Origin of the sequence: Nocardia salmonicida NBRC 13393 (assembly GCF_001613085.1) — a bacterium.
Classification (GTDB): Bacteria; Actinomycetota; Actinomycetes; order Mycobacteriales; family Mycobacteriaceae; genus Nocardia; species Nocardia salmonicida.
On the sequence record NZ_BDBR01000004.1, the window covers coordinates 184,466 to 206,571 of the forward strand.

The 22,106-nt window shown below is 67.3% G+C and carries 10 protein-coding genes and 1 pseudogene; 5 read left to right on the forward strand and 6 right to left on the reverse strand.

Features of this window, described 5'->3' with window-relative positions:
- Positions 1-248 precede the first annotated feature (248 nt).
- The 4 genes and pseudogenes from NS1_RS42605 to NS1_RS38530 all read left to right on the forward strand — a co-directional run.
- Positions 249-668, forward strand: a pseudogene (locus NS1_RS42605) (MMPL family transporter); the annotation flags it as partial.
- Between the two features lie 546 nt (positions 669-1,214).
- Complete coding sequence (locus tag NS1_RS42610; RefSeq protein ID WP_444980718.1) at positions 1,215-1,940, forward strand: MMPL family transporter; 726 nt, start codon at positions 1,215-1,217, stop codon at positions 1,938-1,940.
- Positions 1,941-2,250: 310 nt separating this feature from the next.
- Positions 2,251-9,402 carry a non-ribosomal peptide synthetase gene (locus NS1_RS04930; RefSeq protein WP_063816070.1) on the forward strand — a complete coding sequence of 2,384 codons (7,152 nt, stop codon included), beginning with the start codon at positions 2,251-2,253 and terminating at the stop codon, positions 9,400-9,402.
- A 35-nt stretch (positions 9,403-9,437) separates the two neighbouring features.
- The gene (locus tag NS1_RS38530) at positions 9,438-11,927 is read left to right on the forward strand and encodes an FAD-dependent monooxygenase (protein ID WP_169812744.1); all 2,490 of its coding nucleotides are present in this window, start codon (positions 9,438-9,440) and stop codon (positions 11,925-11,927) included.
- Between the two features lie 85 nt (positions 11,928-12,012).
- Here the strand turns inward: NS1_RS38530 and NS1_RS04940 are convergent, their stop codons facing one another.
- The 4 genes from NS1_RS04940 to NS1_RS04955 form a co-directional block, all read right to left on the reverse strand.
- Entirely contained in the window at positions 12,013-13,176 is a 1,164-nt protein-coding gene (locus tag NS1_RS04940; RefSeq protein WP_062982026.1) for a serine hydrolase domain-containing protein, read from the reverse strand.
- 163 nt (positions 13,177-13,339) lie between these two features.
- Positions 13,340-14,512, reverse strand: a complete 1,173-nt coding sequence (locus NS1_RS04945; protein WP_218019896.1) for an MFS transporter — start codon at positions 14,510-14,512, stop codon at positions 13,340-13,342.
- Positions 14,513-14,740: 228 nt separating this feature from the next.
- Positions 14,741-17,122, reverse strand: a complete 2,382-nt coding sequence (locus NS1_RS04950; protein WP_062982029.1) for a beta-glucosidase family protein — start codon at positions 17,120-17,122, stop codon at positions 14,741-14,743.
- Positions 17,119-17,970, reverse strand: coding sequence for an alpha/beta fold hydrolase (locus NS1_RS04955; RefSeq protein WP_062982031.1), 852 nt, complete (start codon positions 17,968-17,970; stop codon positions 17,119-17,121). Before NS1_RS04955 ends, NS1_RS04950 begins: the two co-directional genes overlap by 4 nt.
- 149 nt (positions 17,971-18,119) lie before the next feature.
- Here NS1_RS04955 and NS1_RS04960 point away from each other — a divergent pair, with 149 nt between their 5' ends.
- A complete protein-coding gene (locus NS1_RS04960; RefSeq protein WP_062982033.1) occupies positions 18,120-18,722 on the forward strand; it encodes a TetR/AcrR family transcriptional regulator in 603 nt (200 codons plus the stop codon).
- Positions 18,723-18,807: 85 nt separating this feature from the next.
- Here the strand turns inward: NS1_RS04960 and NS1_RS04965 are convergent, their stop codons facing one another.
- Positions 18,808-20,220, reverse strand: a complete 1,413-nt coding sequence (locus NS1_RS04965) for a phytoene desaturase family protein (RefSeq protein ID WP_062982035.1) — start codon at positions 20,218-20,220, stop codon at positions 18,808-18,810.
- Positions 20,221-20,262: 42 nt separating this feature from the next.
- On the reverse strand, positions 20,263-22,074 hold the full coding sequence (locus NS1_RS04970) for a DUF3556 domain-containing protein (protein ID WP_062982037.1): 1,812 nt from the start codon (positions 22,072-22,074) through the stop codon (positions 20,263-20,265).
- Between the last annotated feature and the right edge of the window lie 32 nt (positions 22,075-22,106).

The window sequence follows — 22,106 nt, forward strand, 5'->3', positions numbered from 1 at the left end:
CACGCCGTCCGCAAGGCCGAGGCGTTCTGTCCGCGAGACAAATTCGAAGGGGAAGATTCTCCGAATGATGCAGTGACACAAGCCATTCGTGGCACCGATACTTGCACCGACCCGGGTTGCGGGATGGCACCGGCGCCGACCCTACCGGCCCGAGCGGCGCCGGTGGAGATGTCCGTCGCGCCGAAACGGCGCCGGAGTGCACGTGCGGTGCCCGCAATGAGATGAGGGCGGTGCGAGTACTCGCGCGGATGGCTGCGGGTCGACCGAAAACCGTGGTCGCGGTGATCGCGCTGGTGCTCGTCCTCGCGGGCGCGGGCGGGGCCTCGCTGCAGCAGCGACTGTCCGGCGGCGGGTTCTGGAACGCGGACGCCGAATCCGCGCGCTCCGCCCGAGTACTGGCGGAGAAGTACACCACCGGAACACCGAACGTCATCGTGCTGGTGGATGTCGCGGCCGCGTCGGGAACCGTCGATACGCCCTCGGTCGCCACCACCGGCCTGCGGCTGACCACCGAGCTGGCCACGGTGGCGGGCGTGCGCTCGGTGAGCTCGTACTGGTCCACCGGATCGCCGGAGTTCCTGCGCAGTGCCGATCGCGGCAAGGCGCTGGTCGCCGTGGATGTTCCCGGTGACGAGATCGTGGTGGACGCGGTGGTGTCGCGACTGATCGACAGCTACCGGGATCGGGACTACGGCGAGTTCCACCTGCGCCTGGGTGGGGCCGCGGTGAGCTATCACGACGTGACCGAGCAACTCTCGCACGATATGAAAGTCACTGAGGCGGTGACGATTCCGATCCTGCTGGTACTGCTGGTGTTGATCTTCGGCAGTCTGGTCGCCGCGGGACTGCCGTTGGTACTCGGCCTGGTCTCGATCATCGGTACGCTGGAAATCCTTCGGTTGCTCACCGAGTTCACCCAGGTTTCCAGCTATGCGCTGAATCTGACCACCGTGCTCGGTCTCGGGCTCGGCATCGACTACAGCCTGTTCCTGGTCAGCCGATTCCGGGAGGAACGGCACGGGGCCCGCGACGTGCCGACCGCGGTGCGGGTGACGGTGACGACCGCCGGGCGCACCGTACTGTTCTCCGCCGCGACGATCGTCATCGCGATGCTGGCGATGCTGCCCGAACTGACCGAGCTGACACAGCGCATCCAGCACCTGGACCATGTACGGCTGGTTCGTAGCCTGCCCGGGCCCGAGGGCGCGCATCTGATGGTGATCCCCGACCTCGACCCGTACTCGCTGGCCGCCGAAACCTTGCTCGACGACATCCGGCGAACGGACTCGCCCGCTCCGCTGCTGGTCGGCGGCGCCACGGCCGAGAACGCCGATACCAAATCCGGCTTGGCGGGGCGCCTTCCCTTGGTCGTCGCCCTCATCGTGGTCGCGATGCTCGTGCTGTTGTTCGCGTTCACCGGCAGCGTGGTGATCCCGCTGAAGGCGGTGCTGCTCAACACGTTGAGCTTGTCGGCGACCTTCGGCGCGATGGTCTACATCTTCCAGGACGGGCACCTGAAATGGCTGGTCGGCGATTTCACCGAAACCGGTTACCTGGCCGCCCCGGTGCCGGTGCTCGTCTTCTGCTTGGCCTTCGGGCTGTCGATGGACTACGAGGTGTTCTTGTTGTCCCGGATCGCCGAGGAGCACCGGGCGCGGGGCGTGACGGCCGACGCGGTCGCCTACGGGCTGGAGCGCACCGGCCGCATCGTCACCGCTGCGGCCGCGCTGATGGCGATTGTCTGTGTGGGACTGGCATTTTCAGAGGTTGCCTTCACAAAATTGATGGGCGTGGGCCTGACGCTGGCGGTGCTGATGGATGCCACGGTGGTCCGTGGCGTGTTGGTACCCGCCTTCATGCGCCTGCTGGGAACCGCGAACTGGTGGGCACCGGCATTTCTGCGACGAGTCCACCGTCACATCGCGGTGCGTGAGAACTGACTCATCGCCTGCGCGACGGTTTGGTTCCCGATGCAGTTCTTCGTCGTCGTATTCGTTTCACGGAACCAATTATCCGGACAATTCGACGTCGGGCCGGTCGATTATTCGCGTAAGTGACTTCCATTACGGCACAACAATATTGGCTATCGAATAGCCAGAATGACACAGTGATCGGAGCGCCTTTTCGGCGCACGGACCACTCGTGAAATCGCCCGATCAGCCGGGCGAAGATCGCCACCGGACGGAATTCGGATCGCAGCAGCGCCGCGCGATCGAGCACATTTCAGCTCTTCACCTCAGGGGTACATCCATGTCCGTTTCCATGCGCTATCCACTTACCGCCTATCAGCGCGACATCTGGACGATCGTGGAACATTTTCCCGGTCTGCCCAGCTATCTCTCCAGCGTGGTCGGCCGCTTCTCCCTCGCCGTCGATGTCGCCGCGATGGTCGCCGCGATCGAGCGGACCTGGGCACGCAACGACGGCCTCCGACTGCGGTACCGCGTCCTCGACGGTGTTCCCTACCAGGAACTCTCGACCGACCCGATGCCGCCGGTCCAGGTGATCGACGTCGGCGACGCCCCCGATCCGCGAGCCGAGGCGCAGCGACGGATCGAGCTGCTCACCGGTTCGGCGATCGACCTCACCGGGGCGGTGCCCTTCCGGGCGCACGTCATCCGTGCCGGCGCGGCGTCCTCCTACCTCGTCTTGACCACCCACCACGTCGCCGCCGACGCGACCGGGCTGTTCCACATCGGAGCCCAGATCCTCACCGACTACGCCACCACGATGGCGGGGAATCCGATCGAGCTGCCGGGGTCGTCGTTTCTGGGGTGCCTGCCGTTCGAACGTGACTATCGGGCCGGCGATCAGTACCTCCTCGACCGCGACGCTGTGGCCGGTGGGCTGAACGCCTTCACCCCCGCGCTGTTCGACCGGCCCCGCGCCACCGATGGGCTGGCACCGGTCACAGCCTACGAGTTCACGTTGGATCGCGTGCTGGTCAACCGAATTCGCGAGGCCGGCCTGTCGCTGTACCCGTATTTCTGTGCGATGCTCGGCCTCTACCTGTCGCGGGCCCTGCGCGCCGAAGAGATCGCCATCGGCATCCCCTTCGGCAATCGTGTCAACCCCACCGAGCAGGCCACCATCGGTAACTTCGCCAACACTCTTCCGCTGCCCATCCGCACAGCGGGCCAGCGCACCCTGCGCGAATTGGTGTCCACGGTGAAAGCCGATGTGCGCCGCCTGAAGCAGCACGAGCGTTATCCGCTCGGCGATCTCATGGGCGAGTTGCGTCGCCTCGGCAACCCGGCGAGACAGCTGTTCGATGTGACGGTCGCCTATCCGCGCCTGCCCTCGGCCGCCGGTTTGATCGACGGGCTCGAGGAGGTGCAGCAACCCTCGCAGGGGTACAGCCCACTGGCCATGGCCTGGACGATCTCCGAGATCGATGACGACGGACCGCTGCTGATCCGGCTCGATCACGCCGCCGACATCTTCGATGTCGACTACCCGATCGAGTCCGTCGCCGATCACCTGATCGCGTTGTTGGAGGCCGGGATAGACGCCATCGACACCGATCCGTCGCTGCTGCCGATGTTGTCGGCGCCCGAGCACGACCTGCTGGTCGACCGCGCTCGCGCGACGGCGCATCCCTACCCGGACCAGAGCACCGTCATCGCCCGGATCACGGCCCAGGCCGAGCGCACGCCGGACGCGGTCGCGGTACACACCGCGACCGGAGCCACGATCACCTACCGCGCGCTCACCGACCGCGCCGCCGCCCTGTCCGGTGTGCTCCGCGATGCCGGGGTCGAGGCGGGCGATCTGGTCGCGGTGCTGCTCGAGCGCGGTCCCGACATGCTCGTCGCGATCCTGGCCGCCCTGCACGCCGGAGCCGCCTACGTCCCGATCGACCCCGGCTATCCGGCCGACCGGATCGCCTACCTGTTGGCCGACAGCGCCGCCAAGGTGGTGCTGACCGACGCCGAGCTGTCCAGCGGAGCAGTCGTGCTGTCACCGGAGAACTGGTCGACGGACACACCGGCGCGGACTCCGGTCCCCACGGGCTCGGACCCGGCCTACGTGATCTACACGTCAGGCTCCACTGGTCGCCCCAAAGGCGTGGTGGTCGAGCATCATTCGGCTATCAATCGCATCGGCTGGATGCAGCGGCAGTATCCGCTCGGCCCCACGGATGTGATCTTGCAGAAGACGCCCTCCTCGTTCGATGTGTCGGTGTGGGAGCTGTTCTGGTGGGCGGTCGAAGGCGCCCAGGTGGCGTTGCTGCGGCCCGGTGGCGAGAAGGATCCCCGCGAACTACTCGCCGCTGTCGCCGACTTCGGGGTCACGGTCATGCATTTCGTGCCGTCGATGCTGACGCCTTTTCTGGATCTGCTGGAATCCGACCCGGCCGCGGTGGACAGGGCCGCCGGACTGCGGACGGTGTTCTGCAGCGGTGAAGCGCTACTCCCCCATCAGGTCAACCGATGGAATCGGACTTTCGCCGGACTGGGTGCCACCGCGCCCCGCCTGGTCAACCTGTACGGCCCGACCGAGGCCACCGTGGACGTGTCCTACTACGACTGCCCCGTCGACCCGGCCCAGACGGTGACCCGGGTGCCGATCGGCCGACCGATCGACAACACCCGCCTGTATGTGCTCGGCCCCGCCGACCAGCCCCAGCCGGTCGGCGTCGCGGGCGAATTGTGCATCGCCGGAGCCGGTCTGGCGCGCGGCTACCGCGACCGCCCGGAACTGACAGCGGAGAAGTTCGTCGCCGACCCGTTCCATCCGGGCGAGCGGATGTATCGCACCGGTGATCTGGCTCGCCGCCTCGCCGACGGAGAACTGGAGTATCTCGGCCGCATCGACCGGCAGGTGAAGATCCGCGGGAACCGGGTCGAGCTGGGCGAGGTCGAGAACGCGCTGGCCGCACTGCCCGGCATCACCGCTGCCACGGTCATCGACCGTCAGTCGCCCGAGCGTGCCACCTATCTGGCCGCCTATTGTGTGGCGGCATCCGCAATGGAGCCCGCCGCGCTGCGTGCTGCCTTGGCGAAGACCTTGCCGGAGTTCATGATTCCGTCGCTGTTCGTTCGGGTCGACGCGATTCCGCTGACCCCGAGCGGGAAGGCCGACCGCGCCGCACTCGCCGCGATCACCGCCGAGAACCCGACCGTCGGGCACACCGCGCCACGGACACCGGTCGAGGAACAGTTGGCGCTCATCTGGCGCGAGGTGCTCGACCGCGAGTCGGTCTCGGTGTTCGACAACTTCTACGACCTCGGTGGCGACTCGATCCTGCTGCTGCGCGTACGAGCCAGGGCCGAGGCCAGGGGGCTGGTGATCAGCGCCCGTGACATCGCCGAATGCCCCACCATCGCCGAACTGGCCGAGCGGGCGGGCACCGGCGCTGTCGCCGCCGCGGCCCTCGCACCGTTCGAGCTGGTGGCCGGCATCGACCGGGCACGCTTACCGCACGTGGTGGACGCGTACCCGTTGACCAGGTTGCAGCTGGGCATGCTGTTCCACAGCCGCGAACGTGCCGAGTCATCGCTCTACCACGATGTTTTCCGGTATTCGCTGCGGATGCCGTGGGACGAAGCCGCCCTGCGCGCCGCACTGCGGCGATCGGTCGCCCGGCACCCGATGCTGCGCACCTCCTTCGAGCTCGCCGGCTACTCCGAGCCACTACAACTCGTGCACGCCCACCTCGATCCGCCACTGACGATCATCGACCTGCGCACGACCGACACCGACGAGGCCGGCGCCTCGATTCGCGACCATGTCGAGCAACGACGCCTGCGCCGGTACGTCTTCGAGCAGCCGGGCCTTTTCGACCTCGCGGTGTTCCGGCTCGCCGACCGGATCGAGCTGGTGCTCTCGTTCCACCACGCCATCCTCGACGGCTGGAGTGTGGCGACGCTGATCTCGGAACTGCTGGCCGACTATCGGGGCGCGGGCACCTACCCCGCCGAACTACCGTCCTTCGCCGAATACGTTCGCGCCGAGCGTGATTCGCTGGACGATCCGGCCGACCGCAAATACTGGACAAGGGAACTGGAAGGCGCGGAGACGATCCGTGTCCCCGGATCGCGTCCCCATGTTTCCGTCGATGCGACGCTGCCCGTGGGTCCGCCGCAGGCGCGCGTTTCGGTGTCGGTTCCGGTCGGCGCCGATCTGCTGGCCCGCGCCGACGCGGTGGCCGCCGCCGCGCATATCCCGGTCAAGGCGGTCCTGCTGGCCGCGCACCTGTGCACCGTCGGCCTCCTGTCCGGTCGCACGGATGTGACCACCGGCGTCGTCACCCACGGGCGGCCCGAGCGCATCGATGCCGAGCGCATGGCCGGGCTGTTCCTGAACACGATGCCACTGCGGCTGAACTTCACCGGCCGCAGCGGGCGCGAGGTGCTGACAGGCGTCTTCGAGCGCGAGCGCAACAGCGCACAGCACAAGCGGTTCCCGCTCACCGACATCCAGCGTGAGGTGGGCGTCGTCCTCGACACCGCGTTCAACTACGTGCACTTCCATGCCGCGGGCGCGGCCATGAACGCGCTGGACGTGACCCTGCTCGGCATCGACATTCGCGAGGACACCAATTTCGCTCTGCTGATCAACGCCGTCCGCAACCCGCTCGACGGAACGCTGGCGCTGCGCGTCGACGGCGACCCCGCGTCCTATACCCGCGATCAGCTGGTCAGCGTCGGCGAGACCTACCTGCGGGTCCTCGACCTGCTCACCGGCGATCCCTCGGCCACGGTGGACTTCGGCTCGCTCGGCTCCGCCCCGCAACCACTGGTCGCCGCGCCCGCACCCGGCACGGTGATCGAGCTGTTCGATGCCTGCGCGGCCCGCACACCCGATGCGGTCGCCGTCGAGTTCTGCGGCTGGACCATGACTTACGCGGAATTGCTGTCGATCGCCGACCGCATCGCGGCGAGCCTGGTGGCACGCGGGGCGCGCCGGGGCGATCGCATCGCGATGGCACTGGACCGATCGCCCGAACAGATCGCAACGGTGCTCGGCATCGCCAAGGCGGGCGCGGCCTGCGTACCGCTCGATGTCAGTTATCCGCCCTCGCGTCTGCACGCGATGCTCGAACAGGCGCGGCCGTTCGCGGTGATCACCGGCGCGGGCCACGAAACCCTGGTGCCACCACGGTATTCGCGACTCACCGTCGACGAACTGATCGCTCCGGGTGACACCGTCGCGCTGCCGACGGGCGATCTCGACGCCACCGCGTACGTGTTGTTCACCTCCGGCTCCACGGGAACGCCGAAGGGCGTGGCCATGCCACATCGCGCGCTGGCCAATCTGATCCGCTGGCAGCTCTCGACCGCCAGCGGCGCTCTGCCCGCACCGGCGACAACACAATTCGCTCCGTTGTCGTTCGATGTGTCGTTCCAGGAGATCTATTCGACGCTGTGTGGCGGCGGACGCCTCATCTTGCTGAGCGAGGAGCAGCGCCGCGATCTGCCCGCGCTGGCACGACTGCTGGCGAGCACCGGCGCCGAACGGATCTTCCTTCCTTACGTGGCCTTGCAGCAGCTGGCCGAGGCCGCGATCCGGCTCGGCACGGCACCGGCCGGGCTGCGGGTGATCATCTCCGCCGGCGAGCAACTGCGCGTCACCGACGAGATCCGGGCACTGTGCGCGGCTGGTACCGAGGTGCTGCTGGAGAACCAGTACGGTCCCACCGAAACCCATGTCGCCACCCGGTACACGATGACCGGCGACCCGGCGCTGTTCCCGGCGCTGCCACCGATCGGCACCGCCATCGACGGGGTGGAGATCCTCGTCCTCGACGACCGACTGCGCCCGGTGCCCGACAACGTGCCCGGCGAGATCTATCTCGGTGGCGCCGCACTCGCCGACGGCTACGAGCACCGGCCCGATCTCACCGAGGCGGCCTTCGTGCCACACCCGTTCGCGCCGGGGAATCGGCTCTATCGCACCGGCGATATCGGCCGCAGGCTGCCCAGCGGTGCGGTGATCAGCGACGGCCGGCGCGGCGGCCAGGTCAAGATTCGCGGGCATCGAGTGGAGCCGATGGAGGTAGAGCTGGCGCTGCACCGCGTCACCGCGGATGTGCCCGGCGTCAGCGAGGTCGCCGTAGTGGCGCACACCGCCGCGGGGACTTCCAGCGCACAGACGCTGCTGGTGGCCTTCCTGGTCGGCTCCCGCGGCGATGTCGACGAATCGGAGATCGCTGCCGCGCTGCGGGAATGGTTGCCGGACTACATGATTCCCAGTCGTCTGGTCTGGCTCGACGCGATGCCGCTGACACCGAGCGGCAAGCGAGCCGACGCCGTCCTGGCCGGCATGGCGCTGCCCGCCGCTACCTCGGCGGGTCGGGTTCGCCCGCGCACACCCGCCGAATCGGGGCTGGCGGCACTGATGGCCGAGGCTCTCGGCCTGCCCGAGATCGGCGTGCACGACGACTTCTTCGCTCTCGGGGGCACCTCCCTCACCGCGATGCGGCTGATCGTGTCCATCGAACAGCGCTACGGGGTGTCCCTGCCGGTCTCCACCTTGGCCACCGGTCCCACGGTGGCCGCGCTGGCCGAGCAGCTCGACGAACGGGCCGAGGTGGGATTCGATCCGCTGGTGCCCCTGCGACCGGGTGCCGGGACGCCGCTGTTCCTCGTGCACCCGATCGGCGGAAATGTGCTCTGCTACCTCGAATTGAGCCGATACCTGCCCGGTGACCAGCCGCTGTACGGCCTCCAGGCCGCGGGTCTGGAGACGGGAAGCACCCCGGCCGAGTCCATCGCGGAGATGGCGAGCAACTACATCGCCGCGCTGCGCCGCGTCCAACCGGCGGGGCCCTACCATCTGGGCGGCTGGTCGCTGGGCGGGATGGTCGCCTTCGAAATGGCCCGCCAACTGGCCGAGGCCGGTCACGAGGTGGGCACGCTGGCACTCATCGACACGATGACCGTGCGCCACGGCGACGGCATGCCGGTGCCCGAGCACGCGCTCTACGAGTTCTTCCTGTGGGAGTTGCTGTGGCTGGCGCGCGGCGCCGACACCGCCGTGATCGAGATCCCGCAGGAGCTCGACACCGACGATGCCGTCTTCGATTTCATCCTCGCCACCGCCGTCGAAGCAGGCGTGCTACCGCCGACCGGGTCCCGTGCGCTGGTCCGGCGATTGTTCGAGGTGTTCGTGGCAGGGTGGCGAGCGATCGACGCCTACCGGCCGCAGGCCTACGACGGTGACATCACCCTGCTGCGCGCCGCGGAGCCACTGCCGCAGGTGCTTCGTCCCGCCCACGACCGGGCGGGCACCCTGCATCGCGATCCCACCAACGGCTGGGACGCCTACGCGACAGGCCATCTCGAGGTGATCGAGGTGCCGGGTGATCACCTGACGTTGATCCAGTCCCCCCATGTCGCCGAGGTAGCCGCCCGACTCACGCGATTGCTCGAACAAGCGGCGGCGACCGCATCATGACCCTGTCGAATCCCGCTATACAGCAAGGAATTTCAGTGAACTCTCCCGTGAAATCGGCACTGGTGGTCGGCGCAGGCATCGGCGGTCTCACGGCCGTCGCGGCCCTGCGCAGGGCCGGAATCGATGTCGTGTTGTGCGAGCGCGGCCCGGAACTGCGCGCGGCCGGATTCGGCCTGTCGGTGCAGTCCAACGCCATGAACGCACTGCGCACGCTCGACCTCGGCATCGACGAGGAACTGCTGCGCGTCGGCGGACAGGCTCGATCGTTCACCTTCCGCCGACCCGACGGTTCGGACATGCGACGGGTCGACGTGACCGCGATCGACGCCGAATTGGGCGCTCCCGCAGTCGCACTCGCCCGCAAGGACCTCCACGATGTGCTGCTGGCGGCATGCGGCGACGATCTGCGGGTCGAACTCGGCGCCGAGGCGGTCGGCTTCACCGAGACCGCCGACGCGGTGCAGGTCGAGTTCGCCGACGGCCGCACCCTCGGCGCCGATGTACTCATCGGCGCCGACGGCATCAACTCCGCGATCCGCGCCCAGCTGCACGGCACCGAGGCGCCACGGCCGGGCAAGTTCGTGTGCTGGCTGGCGCTGGTGCCGTTCGCGCACCCGGCGATCGAGCCGGGCGCCTCGATCCACTACTGGGGCAGGGGCATGCGCTTCGGCATCCACGACATCGGGCACGGCAATGTCTACTGGTGGGCCACCCTGACCACCACCGCCGAGCAAGCCGCCGACTGGCAGCACGGCAAGGACGATCTGCTCAGCAGATTCGCGGGCTGGGCACCGGAAATCATCGAAATCATCACCGCCACGCCGGAATCCGACATCCTCGCGCTGCCTGCTCAGGACCGGCCGCCGCTGACCGAGTGGGGCAGCGGTCGGGTGACCCTGCTCGGCGACGCCGCCCACCCGATGCTGCCCAGCCTGGGCCAAGGCGCGAACTCGGCGATCGAGGACGCGGTGGTGCTCGCGCACGCGCTGGCCACCCACGACGACGCCCACACCGCGCTGCGGGTCTACGAACAACGGCGGATTCCGCGCACCACGATGCTCGTCGACGGATCCCGCAAGCTGGGCCGCCTCGAACAGACCCGCAATCGCGCGCTGATCGTCGTTCGCGACGGCTTCATCGCCAAGGGCAACGAGGCGAAGCTGCAGGCCAGTCTGGCCGAACCGATGACCTGGCCAGGTCTGGGCGATCCCGAACCGGTCGCCGCGCTGCCCCGTCCGTTGTCCACCCTCGAACGCTGGCATTGGACCGTGGACCAGGTAGCGCCGCTGCACATCGTGTCGCGGGTGCGCGTCACCGGCGATCTCGACGCGGACGCGGTCCGCGCCGGGCTGGCCGCCCTGACTCGGCGGCATCCGATGCTGCACGCTGTGGTGCGCAGCGAAGACGGCCGTCGGCCTCGCTTCGTTCCGATCGCGATGCGGCCGATTCCGTTGCGCGAGGCGACATCCGGGGACTGGACCGCCGAGGTCGACACCGAGTTGCGGACACGATTCGACCCGGCGGCGCCACTTCTGCGCGCCACCTTGATCACCGCCGCGCCCGGCATCCACGACCTGGTGCTGACCTCCACCTACACCATCGCCGACGCGGTGACCGTGCTGTCGTTCGCCCGGCAGGTGCTCGAGCTCGCCGCCGAAGCCGGCGGCTGGGTCGCCGAGGTGCCCGCGCCACCCTCCCCGGAAGCCTTGTTCCCCCGGCCATTCCAAGGTTGGCGGGGCAAGCGCAAGGCCATCGCCCGGCTGGCGGCTGATGGGTTGCGCGACCTGCGGGTCAAACCGGTGCGAGTCAGTGCCGGGGCCGAAGTCGCGCCCACGCAGCGTTTCACCAAGCTGACGCACCGGGTAGTGGACGGGACCGAGTACCGAGCGCTCCTGGCCGCCTGCGATGAACACAACGTACCGCTGTCGAGTGTGGTCGCCGCCGCACTCGCCCGCGCGGCGGGAAACGATGCCGGTGCGCCGGAAGCCCACTTCCCGGTCGGTGTCTCGGTGCTGTTCCGCGAGCAACTCGAGCGACCGCTCGACGCCACCCACACCGGCGCCTACCAGGCGATGATCGCGCTGCCGACACCGGCAGGACAGCCACTCTGGAAGACCGCCGCCGCGTTCGCCACCGACTTCGCGAGTCGTATCGAACAGCGCCAGCACCTGGCCAACCTGGGTGGAATCGGGTTCATGCTGCCCAAGACACCGGCACAACCGGAGAAGGTGGTGAACCTGCTGGACGCTCGCGGGCCGGGCAACCTGTGCCTGACCTTCGTCGACACCCGCGACTTTCCCGCCCGCATCGGTGCGTGGGAGGTCTCCGGCGCCGAAGTCGTTTCCGGTATGTCGATCAGCGGTCTGATGATGCTGACCGTCGGCCACAGCACCGACGAATTGTCGTTGAACCTCGGCTATATCGAGGGACTGCTGTCGCCCGAACGCGCGGACGCCTTGATCGACACCCTCGTCGACGCTCTGCTCAGCCTGGTTTCCGCGCCGGAAGTCGCTGCCGTGCACTGAGTTCCGCGCGAACCGCGATCTCGGTCCGCATTACGGGCGTGGAAGATACTGGCTACCGTGCGTGTGGATCCGAGCAGGTGACTGCTCAGGGAACCGCCGGTGGGCGCTCGGGGACCAAGAGGGTACTGATCGCCGTGCCGATGCCGACGGCGTTGTTCTGGTTCGAGTTGGACGTCGGGCCCAGGGTGGCGTAGACGACGACGGTCGTCTCGGTTTTCGTGTCGTAGAAGGCGACGCCGTCGTAGCCGCCGTAGGACGGGTTCATGAACAGCCAGTCGGCGAGATGGACCACCCCGAAGGCGAAGTATTTCTCTGTGGTGAAGGGGCCGAGGCCCGCGGTCGACGGGCCCATCATCTGCTGGAACTGGTCGGGAGTGAGTCGTTCGCCCGTGCCGAGGGCGCGGACCCAGCGGCCGACATCGGCGACGGTGGAGTTCATGTTGCCGCTGTGCAGGAAGGCGGTGGGGTTCCAGAAGGTGGAGTCTTCGAAGAAGTTTCGTTCGTTGGTGTAGCCGTGCAGGATCGGTTCGTCGATCTGTGGGTTGAGTACTACTGTGCTGGCGTGCATCCCCAGCGGGACGGTGATGTGTTCGGCGATCAGCTCGCTCAGTGGCTTGCCTGCCGCCTTCTGCAGGACTTCGCCGAGCACGACCAGGTCGCTGTGGGCGTAGGCGAAGCTGGTGCCCGGCTCGAACAGTGGTGGGCGGGCGTTAGCGCGCTCGAGCAGTTGCGGTGCGGTCCATTCGCGGATCGGGTTCTCACCGAAGATCTTCAGGAACTCCGGTTCGGTCACATAGTCGGAAATCCCGGAGGTGCTGTCGGCGAGCATTCGCGGGGTGATCTTGTCGGCGCGGGGGAAATCGGGCAGCCAGCGAGCGATGGGTTCGTCGAGTTTCAGCACGCCGTGTCCGTCGAGTCGCCACAGGACCGTGGACAGCATGGGTTCCATCGGCTGGCCGACCCGCAATCGCATATCCGTGGTCGCGGGTACACCGAGCGGTGATCCGCCCAGCGCCCCGAGAGCGATCCGATCCTCACCTCGCCATGCGCCGTAGACCACGGAACTGAGGTCGAGTTCGCTCATCTTGGTGCGCACGATGTCGGCGATCTTCGCCGCTTCGGCGCTGTCGACCGGCGAGGAGCCGTCGGACTTCTCCTGCGTAGTGCAGCCGCCCGCGGCGATGGCGAGCACGACCGCGAGCACCGCACCTGCTCTGCGGCATCGGCGATGCCTGGGCGACTTGCTCATGACAGAGATCCCTTCGTCGAGGAACGCTCACGATCAGCAGCGATGCCGAATCTACGCCTCCACGGAGCTCAATCGGCTCAGACTCGCGAGCTGTTCGACGCCGCCGAACGTGCCCACCACGAGATCGGAACCGTGCAGCGTCGACGGAACGTCCGTGCGCTGATCAGCGCACTGAGTGGATCGGCACGACGGCGAGTGCCCCCAGTACCGAGAGCAAACCACCGAGAACGAACAGCGGTGCGTAGCCGACCAGGCTGACCACCGCCGACGCCACGAACGGCGCGAGAATCTGCGGGCCCGCGCTGGCGATATTCAGCACGCCCATATCGCGGGCGGCGTCCTCGGCCTTGGGCAGCACCATCGTGACCAGGGCGGTGTCCACCGCCATGAAGCATCCGAACGCCAAGCCGTTCAACAGGGAAAAGGTGAGCATGCCGCCCCAGGTCGGACTGAACACCGGGATCAGCAGCGCCACCGCCGCCAGCAGCGACGAGATCGCCACGAATGGTTTACGGCGGTCGAGTCGGTCGGACAGAATGCCGCCGAGGATCGTCGACAGCGTCATTCCCACCGCGGAAATGGGCGTGAGAACAGCCACCGCGGTAGCGGGTTTCATTCCCTCCGGCAGCCGGATGTGGTCCTGCAGGATATAGAGCTGATAGCCGACCACACAGAAGTAGCCGAGTACGAGCAGCGCACGGCCGATGAACGCCCAGCGGAAGTCCTGCTCGCGCAACACACTCAGGAACGCCGCCGCCTGAGTACGCAGGGGCACAGCCTTTTTGGGCGGCATTCGTTGTTCACGCGCTCCGGCGGTGAATATCACCGCGGCCACGGCGACCAGCACGCCGAGAGCGAGATAACCGGCGCTGTAACGGTCGGCGACGACCGAGGCCAGCACCACGCCGATCACCGACCCCAGCGGGACGCCGAGGCCGACCGCTGCCGAGGCCGTTCCACGGCGTTCGAGGGGCACTCGATCCGGGACGACCGAGGTGATGGCGGCCTGATAGATATTCATGACCGCCTGCCCCACGCACCAGGCGATGGCTACCAGCAGCACGGTGTGCATGTTGCCGAGCAGTGCCATGGCGGCGATCGTGCCGAGGCCACCGGCGAGAATCCACGGATTGCGCCGGCCGGAGCGATCCGACAGCGCACCCGCGACCGGGTTGAACACGGTGGCGAAGACCGCGGCGACACCGGCGACCAGTCCGAGGTTGGCGATCTTGTTCGCCGGGTCGATGTGCTCGATCTGCAGGGGCAGCAGCACCCCACCGACACCGGAGTACAGCGCGTACATCGCGGCATTGCCGACGAAGAGAAGAGGCAGCAAGCCCTTGGTGGGAGCGTTTGCAGTAGAAGGTGTTTCGTCGACAGAGAATTTGGCATCAGTGTTCGCCACGGTGAAATCCAGGGTGTGAGAGAAAGCGTGAACAGGAAGTTCGCCGCGGCTTCATCGAGAACGATCGACGCGAAGGTCCCTCGCCTCAGCCCACCTCGTCGTCCCGGGATTGCGCGGCCGGGACGACGAGGTGGCTCGCCACAGAGACGAGGGGGTGTATCAGCTGATTTCAGCGGTGAGCGGGAGTACGGATACCGACGTGCCGACGTGCAGGGTGAATGCACCCGGTTCGACGTCCCAGCCCTGGTCGGTCCAGTGCTCGAAGGCCCGCTGCGGCAATTCGATGGTGGCTGTGACGGTTTCGCCCGCACCGGCCTCGACCGCGGCGAAGCCCGCGAGCCACCGCACCGGACGGTCGATGGCACTGTCCGCGCGCGACAGGTACGCCTGCACCACCTGGCGGCCCGAACGCTCGCCGATATTGCGCACGGTGACGGTGGCGGTGTGACCGCTCACGGTCAGGTCCACCAGTTCCCAGCTGGTGTAGCCGAGCCCGTGCCCGAACGGATAGGCCGGAGCCACCCCGGATTTCAGCCAGGCGCGATAGCCGATGTGAATGCCCTCGGTGTAGGGCAGGGAGTTGTCGGCGGCGGGCTTGGTGTCCAGAACCGGCACGTCGGTCATGACCTTGGGCCAGGTGGTGGGCAGACGGCCGCCGGGCTCGGTCGCACCGGTGAGGACATCGGCGAGCGCATCACCGAATTCCTGGCCCGGGAACCACGAAAGCAGGACGGCGGCGACATCGTCGCGCCACGGCATCTCCACCGGCGCACCGGAATTGACGACCACGACCGTGCGCGGGTTCACCGCGGCCACCGCCGCCACCAGTTCGTTCTGGCGGCCGGGCAGCGACAGATCCTTGCGGTCGTAACCTTCGGATTCGATCGCCTCGGTGGTTCCGACCACGACCACAGCGACGTCGGAGGTGCGCGCCAGTTCCACTGCGGCAGCGAACTCTTCGTCGGCGGAGCGGCGCGGGCGACCGATGCCGAAGGTGAGACCCATGGCGGGCAGACCCTTGTCGAGCGCGGGAACCAGTTCGATGAGCACATCGACTTCTTCGCCCTCGGCGAGGGTGCGGCCGACCCAGCGCTGCGGCGGATTCAGCAACATCTCGACCGGATCGCCGCCCTCGGGGAAGACGGTCTCACTGTGCACGGTCTCACCGTCGAGCTCCAGACGCAGCGTGCCGACACCCGCGTAGCCGATCCGCCACTCCCCCGCCACATCGGCGCGCAGGCGACCACGGATCTCGAAAGACTTGGCCTGCACGGCGAAGAGTGTGCCGAAGAGCATGAGATTGCCCGCGGTGCGGTGCTCGGAATTCAGGACCGTCTCACCGTCGAGGAAGCGCAGGTTCACGCCCGCCGTGCCGGTCTCCGGATCGGTGACCAGATCCAACGGCACCGCGATCATGTTCTCGTTGAGGTGAACGCCCGGCGTGTAGACCACCGGCAGCACCTCGCGCAGGCCCTGTAGCGGCGAACTCGTGTGTGATGGAACGACTGTCGAGCTGCCGCCGCCACCGAAGCGCGGCTCCGCGGCGGCCGCGCCCAGCAGGGCGACCTGGGCGGGCTCGCTCATCGGCAGTACACCGTCGTTGGTGGCGAGCACCATCGCTTTGGCGGCGGCGTCTCGAACCAACCGGCGCGCCGCTTCATCGGTGAAAGCCGGTGTTTGCCGCGGGGTTCCGTTCAGCGCGCCCACTCGCTGCGCGAATCGCAGTATGCGGCGGACTTTTTCGTCGATCGCGGTCTCGGGCACCGTACCGTTGCGCACGGCCTCGATCAGCGGCGCGGCCCAGAGTTCCCACGGGCCCGGCATGGCCAGGTCAGTACCCATGGCGGCGCCCTCGGTGGAGCGCACGGCGATCCAGTCCGAGACCACCACGCCGTCGAAGCCCCACTCGCCCTTCAAAGGCTCGTCAAGCAAGGGGTTTTCGGTCATAGTGACACCGTTGACGGAGTTGTAACCGTCCATGATCATCCACGCGCCCGCATCCACGGACCGTTCGAACGGGTACAGGTACAGCTCGCGCAGGGTGCGATCGTCGACGATCACGTCGGCGGTGAAGCGCTCGGTTTCGGAGTCGTTGGCCACGTAGTGCTTCGGGCACGCGCTGACGCCGTGATCCTGGACGCCGGTCACATAGGCGGCGGCCATCTCTGCGGTGAGCATCGGATCCTCGGAGAAGCATTCGAAATGCCGTCCGCCGAGCGGGGATCGGTGCAGGTTGATGGTCGGGCCGAGCACCGCGTACACATTCTTGCGGCGCGCCTCGGCGGCGATGAGCCCACCGATCTCGGCGAGCAGCTCGCGATCCCAGGTGGCGCCCAGCGCCGAACCGGACGGCAGGCTCACCGAGGGGTCGCGCTCGTCCCAGGTCTCGCCGCGCACACCGGAGGGACCGTCGGACACAGGCATCTCGGTCAGGCCGATGCTCTCGTCACCGGCGAAGCGGAAGACATTGGATCCGGAGATGAGCCGGATCTTGGCCTCCAGGTCCAGCTTTTCCAGCAGCTCTTCGAGGTTGTCGCTCATGCCAGCTCTTTCCAGAAGTTCACCAGATCGGCGGCCACCTGTGCGGGGACGTCCTCGTTCGGCACATGTCCGATACCCGGGTACACCGCGGTCTCGGCCCGCAGCTGGCGAGCGAAGTTTTCGTGGACCTCGGGATCCCACAGATCGTTCGTGTCGCCATAGGCGATGAGCAACGGCACGCCGGCATCGCGCAGCGCGGCGGGATCAGCCAGCGGAGGGGTCTCCATGCATTTCAGAATGCCGAGAATGTTCGCCTTCTTGGTCTGCACGAGGCGGCTGTGCAGGAATTCGGCGCGCTCGGGCGAGGGCGCCTGCCCGGCGGCAGCCATGGCATCGCTCATCTGCTGCCAGAGAAATTCCTGGCCGGCGGACTCCACCACCTGCGCCACGAGCTGTGGCGGCGAGAACTTGATGTCCTCGACCGAGGAGGGGCCCGAGGCCAGCAGCGTAAGGCTGCGGAATCGCGTGGGCTCGTCGACCACGCTGACACGGGAGACGTAACCGCCGAAGGAGTGCCCCACCAGGTGCACGGGCGCGTCCGGCGAGACCTGATCGACGACACCGCGCAGGTCGGCGACGAAATCGGCCATCGTGTAGCCGGCGATATCGTCGGGCCCCTCGGACTGCCATTGCCCGCGCTGGTCGTAGGCGATCGCGCGATAACCGGCCGCCGCGAGCAGCGGGAGCATGAGTTCGAAGTCTTCCTTGGAACCGGTGAAGCCCGGCACCAGCACCACGGTGCCGAGGTTCGGCGTACCGAGGGGCGGGTTGACCTCCCACCCGGCGAGCAGACCCGCACCTCCTCGCAACGTGATCGATTCGATCGGCATCTCGGTGCCCTGAGTCATCGGCTGTCCTTCCTCGCACGCCCGTCCAGGTACGGCTGGCACGAGTGTGCCAGCGGACAACCAGTCTACCGAGTGACCACTCGGTAATGTTACCCGTTTGTTATCTGTCCGGTTTTACGAGTCCCCCCGTTCGACTACTGTCGCTGCTCATGACGCCGCATCCCCAACGCCGGAGACGGGGTGAGGACCGCCGCGAGCAGATCATCGACCAGGCGCTCGGGAGCTTCGCCGAAAACGGCTACCACAACTCCTCCATCGCCGATATCGCCACGCGCTGCGGACTTTCCCAGCCCGGCCTGCTGCACTACTTCCCGAACAAGGCGGCCCTGCTGGCCGCGGTCCTGGACTACCGCGATCGCCTCGACTACGACCGCCTCGGCATGAACCGCCAACTGCTCGGCAAAGACGCCCTGCAACAACTGGTCCGGCTGGTCGAGCACAACATGCACGTCCCCGGCCTCGTCCAACTCTTCACCGTCGTCACCAGCGAAGCAGTCACCAGCGACCACCCCGCCCGCGCCTGGGTGGTCAATCGCTACCGCATCCTGGAGACCTACCTGGCCGGTGCCCTCGATGGCGGCGTCACCGACGGCACCTTCCGCCCCGACATCGATACCCGCGCCGTAGCCCGTCAGATCTCGGCCATGATGGACGGCCTGCAACTGCAATGGCTCCTCGACCCCGAGCGCGTCGACATGGCAGAGCTCTTCCGCACCTACATCGACGACCTGACCACCCGGCTGTCGACGTAGTCCTGTTGCCACGCGGCGTTGCAGTGCGGTCGGGCTCAGGCCGCGTTGGCTACAGGGCAAGCACACCGCAGCCGGGCGGCCCCGATCATCGCAGCCGTCGCATCGCTCGTTCTGCGGCGTTGGCCCCGCACATGCCGTGCGCGCCGGGGCCGGGCGGGGTCGCTGCCGAGCACAGATAGTGGCCAGGGAGGCCGGTGTCGTAGGGCTGCAGGGTTTTTCGGGGGCCGAAGACCAGCTGGGGGATGTTCTTGGCACCGGTCATGATGTTGCCGCCGACGTAATTGGGGTTGTAGTCGGCGAATTCTGCTGTGGTGCGGGCGGTCAGGCCGACGACGCGGTCGCGGAAGCCTGGTGCGAAGCGTTCGATCTGGGCGATGATCGCTTCGGTGGCGTCGCCGGTGTAACCGTTGGGGACGTGGGCGTAGGTCCACACGGGATGCACCGATCCCGCGGATCGCCGAGGGTCGGCGAGGTATTGCTGGCCGACCAGGACGAAGGGGCGCTGTGGCATTCGGCCGGCGTGGATGTCGCGTTCGCCCGCGGCGACCTCGGCGAAGGAGCCGCCGAGGTGCACTGTGCCCGCGCTGCGGGCAGCCTCGCTGGTCCACGGGACGCCGCCGTCTACGGCGAAGTCGACCTTGAAAGCGCCGGGGCCGTACCGGAATCGGCGGTAGGCCCGCGCAATTCGTGTGGGGAGCTGGTCACCGAGGATCTCCGCGACCGCAGTCGGGGCGAGATCCCAGATGGTGATGTCGGAGGGTGGTAGGTCGGCGACAGAGCGTACGCGGACGCCGGTCTCGACCTTTCCGCCGTGGTCGGCCAGTACCGCGACCATGCTGTCGGCGATCTGCTGGGATCCGCCGACCGCGACCGCCCAGCCGTATCGGTGCCCCGCCGTCAAGATGCCGAGCCCGATGCTGGCGCTAAACGGATGCTCGAGGGGATGGAAAGCGTGTGCGGCGACGCCGCCGAACAGTGCCCGTCCCGCTTCGGTGCGGAAGGCTCGCGCCAGCAGCGTGGCGGGTGCGGTCGCCGGAATACCGAAGCGCGCCAAACGGATCGGATGCCGGGGAATCCGCAGCAGTGGGCGCATGATGTCGTCGCCGAACTCGTCGTAGTTCGCGACCGGGCGTTCGAACAACGTGCGCCACAGCCGTTCGTCGGCGCCAAGGCCCTTGGCGGTCTCGACGACCGAACGGTGCAGCACTGCGGCAGTATCGTCATCGAGGGGGTGGACGCAGTCGAGTTCCGCCCACGCCCATCGCAATCCGTAGCGTTCCAGGTCGATGCGCCGCAGAAACGGCGAGCCCACGGCCATCGGATGAATGGCCGAACAGTGGTCGTGCAGCAGACCCGGCACGATCGCCTCGCTCGAGCGGGTGCCGCCGCCGATCGTGTCGGCCGCTTCGAGCACCGTCACCTCCACGCCCGCGCGGGCCAGGGTGATGGCCGCGGCCAGTCCGTTGGGGCCGCTGCCGACCACTGTCGCCGTTGTCATCGACTTGCCTTTCTCTTGCTCGAGATAGTTTCCGGTACTCGGCTATTCGGCCGGAGCAACCACGCCCTGGTGCGGTACGGCGATCGCGCCGGTAACGTCTTCACGCCGCCAGGTCACGGTGTGCGGAATCGGCCCGTCCGGCAGCCACGGCATCGCCTCGACCGCGTCGGCGACCTCCCATGTCCCGCGTTCGATGACACCGAGCGCCGCGTCGACCACCATGTACTCCTGGGTGCTCTTGTGGACCGGTTGCGACTCCACCCACACTACGATCCATTCTCCCGGCGCGAACCCGACCCTGGCCTGGACCGCGTCGATCAGGTCGAGGTTGTGCAGGTGACCGTCGCCGAAGTTGAAGCCGATCAACGAGTTGCAGGCGAACTCGGCTTCACGCACGGTCCAGCGATCGATGTCGGGAAGGTGCTTGTACAGCAGCGAGAACAAGCCGCGGCCCTGACTGTGCATGGAACGCCAGGCGATGGTCTGCTGCATGGTGATCTCGGCGACCGCAGGCGGGTAGCCCATGGCCAGCAGCTGGTCGACCTGGTTGTCGGCGGGGCGGTGCGCGATGGTGTTGAGCTCGGCTTCCGCTCCCGGCGCGAAAGCCCACAGCGCCGAGGCCCAGTTGCCGGCGTACTGACGCATGGACGGCAGGAAAGACACCAGGTCGGGGCGCAGATTACCCAGCACGGGGAAGAAGGCGAGCCCCGCCGCGATCGCGACCGTCAACCACGGAGACGACATGTCGAAGACGCCGTACCCGGCCGAATTCGGGAAGCCGAGAAAGAGGAAAACGGTGAGGTAGGCGAATAGGATGTTCCACTCCAGCGGCACGGCCAGCGGGAAGGTGGAGGTGATGAACAGGTGGAAGATCACCATGATCGCGACACCGGCCAGGGTCAGCCAGAGGTTCGTCGAGAACAGCAACACGATCGGGATGAGCACTTCCACAGTGGTACCACCGACATGGGCCATGAACGAGGCGACGCGTGAGGGTCGGATATCGCGGGGGAAATCGCGGTAGTGCGCCCGCTTGATCGACCGGAACGGCATCGACGGGCTGTTGGACACCATCGGGGGCACCACATTGGTGAAGTGCTTGCCGAACTTGGAGACTCCCGCGCCGACCCACACGATCACGATCAGCAGTTTGGCCGCGATGATCATGTCGGTGAACGGCAGCACCGCGAAGAACAGCAGCGCGGGCAGATACTGCTCGCCGCGAGCCGCCAGGAAGATCGTCTTGTCCCGCAGACCGCACAGGATGTAGAGCACGATCGGCGCGATCAACAGCACCGGCCGGACCAGCCCGGAAGTGTTGTCCGGCAATGCTTCCAACAGTGCGGCGGTGGTCCGCCCCGGCGCGACGACAGCGATCACCAGCGAGGCGAGAAAGCCGAGGTACAGCACCACATCGACCGTCGTGCGTGAATCACCATTGGTGAACGGCACCCGATACCAGGGCCGCAATCGGATGCTTCCCCGTCGGGCGAAGTACAGAATGCCGCCGGTCATCGGCTTGAACTTGCCCGCCAGCGGACCCCAGGAGCCCGCGACGCCGACAGCTTCGACCAGCACCGTCCACAGGACCAGCTTCTGATAGACGACCGGCTGGTTCCACCACTGCGCCACATCCCAGAACGGGCCGGTGCCCGACGTCGCCGTCGCGATCGCGACACCGCCGATGATGTAGAGCAGAAGCACTTTCGCGAGATACACGGTATGGATCATCTTCGGCGTGCCGAATCCGTATTCCGCCCAGTGCAGTGCCAATGTTCGAATACGTTCGCGCAGTGGCAATTCCAAGAATGTCTCGGTGTCCACCGGCGGGAAATCTCCCGTCTTGAATCCCATGACTCGATCCCTTTCTTCCTGCTTCCGGGCGC

Coding starts and splice junctions, on each gene's coding strand:
- NS1_RS42610 (WP_444980718.1), top strand. CDS start 1,215: ATGGTGATCCCCGACCTCGACCCGTACTCGCTGGCCGCCGAAACCTTG.
- NS1_RS04930 (WP_063816070.1), top strand. CDS start 2,251: ATGTCCGTTTCCATGCGCTATCCACTTACCGCCTATCAGCGCGACATC.
- NS1_RS04940 (WP_062982026.1), bottom strand. CDS start 13,176: ATGAGCAAGTCGCCCAGGCATCGCCGATGCCGCAGAGCAGGTGCGGTG.
- NS1_RS04950 (WP_062982029.1), bottom strand. CDS start 17,122: ATGAGCGACAACCTCGAAGAGCTGCTGGAAAAGCTGGACCTGGAGGCC.
- NS1_RS04955 (WP_062982031.1), bottom strand. CDS start 17,970: ATGACTCAGGGCACCGAGATGCCGATCGAATCGATCACGTTGCGAGGA.
- NS1_RS04960 (WP_062982033.1), top strand. CDS start 18,120: ATGACGCCGCATCCCCAACGCCGGAGACGGGGTGAGGACCGCCGCGAG.
- NS1_RS04965 (WP_062982035.1), bottom strand. CDS start 20,220: ATGACAACGGCGACAGTGGTCGGCAGCGGCCCCAACGGACTGGCCGCG.
- NS1_RS04970 (WP_062982037.1), bottom strand. CDS start 22,074: ATGGGATTCAAGACGGGAGATTTCCCGCCGGTGGACACCGAGACATTC.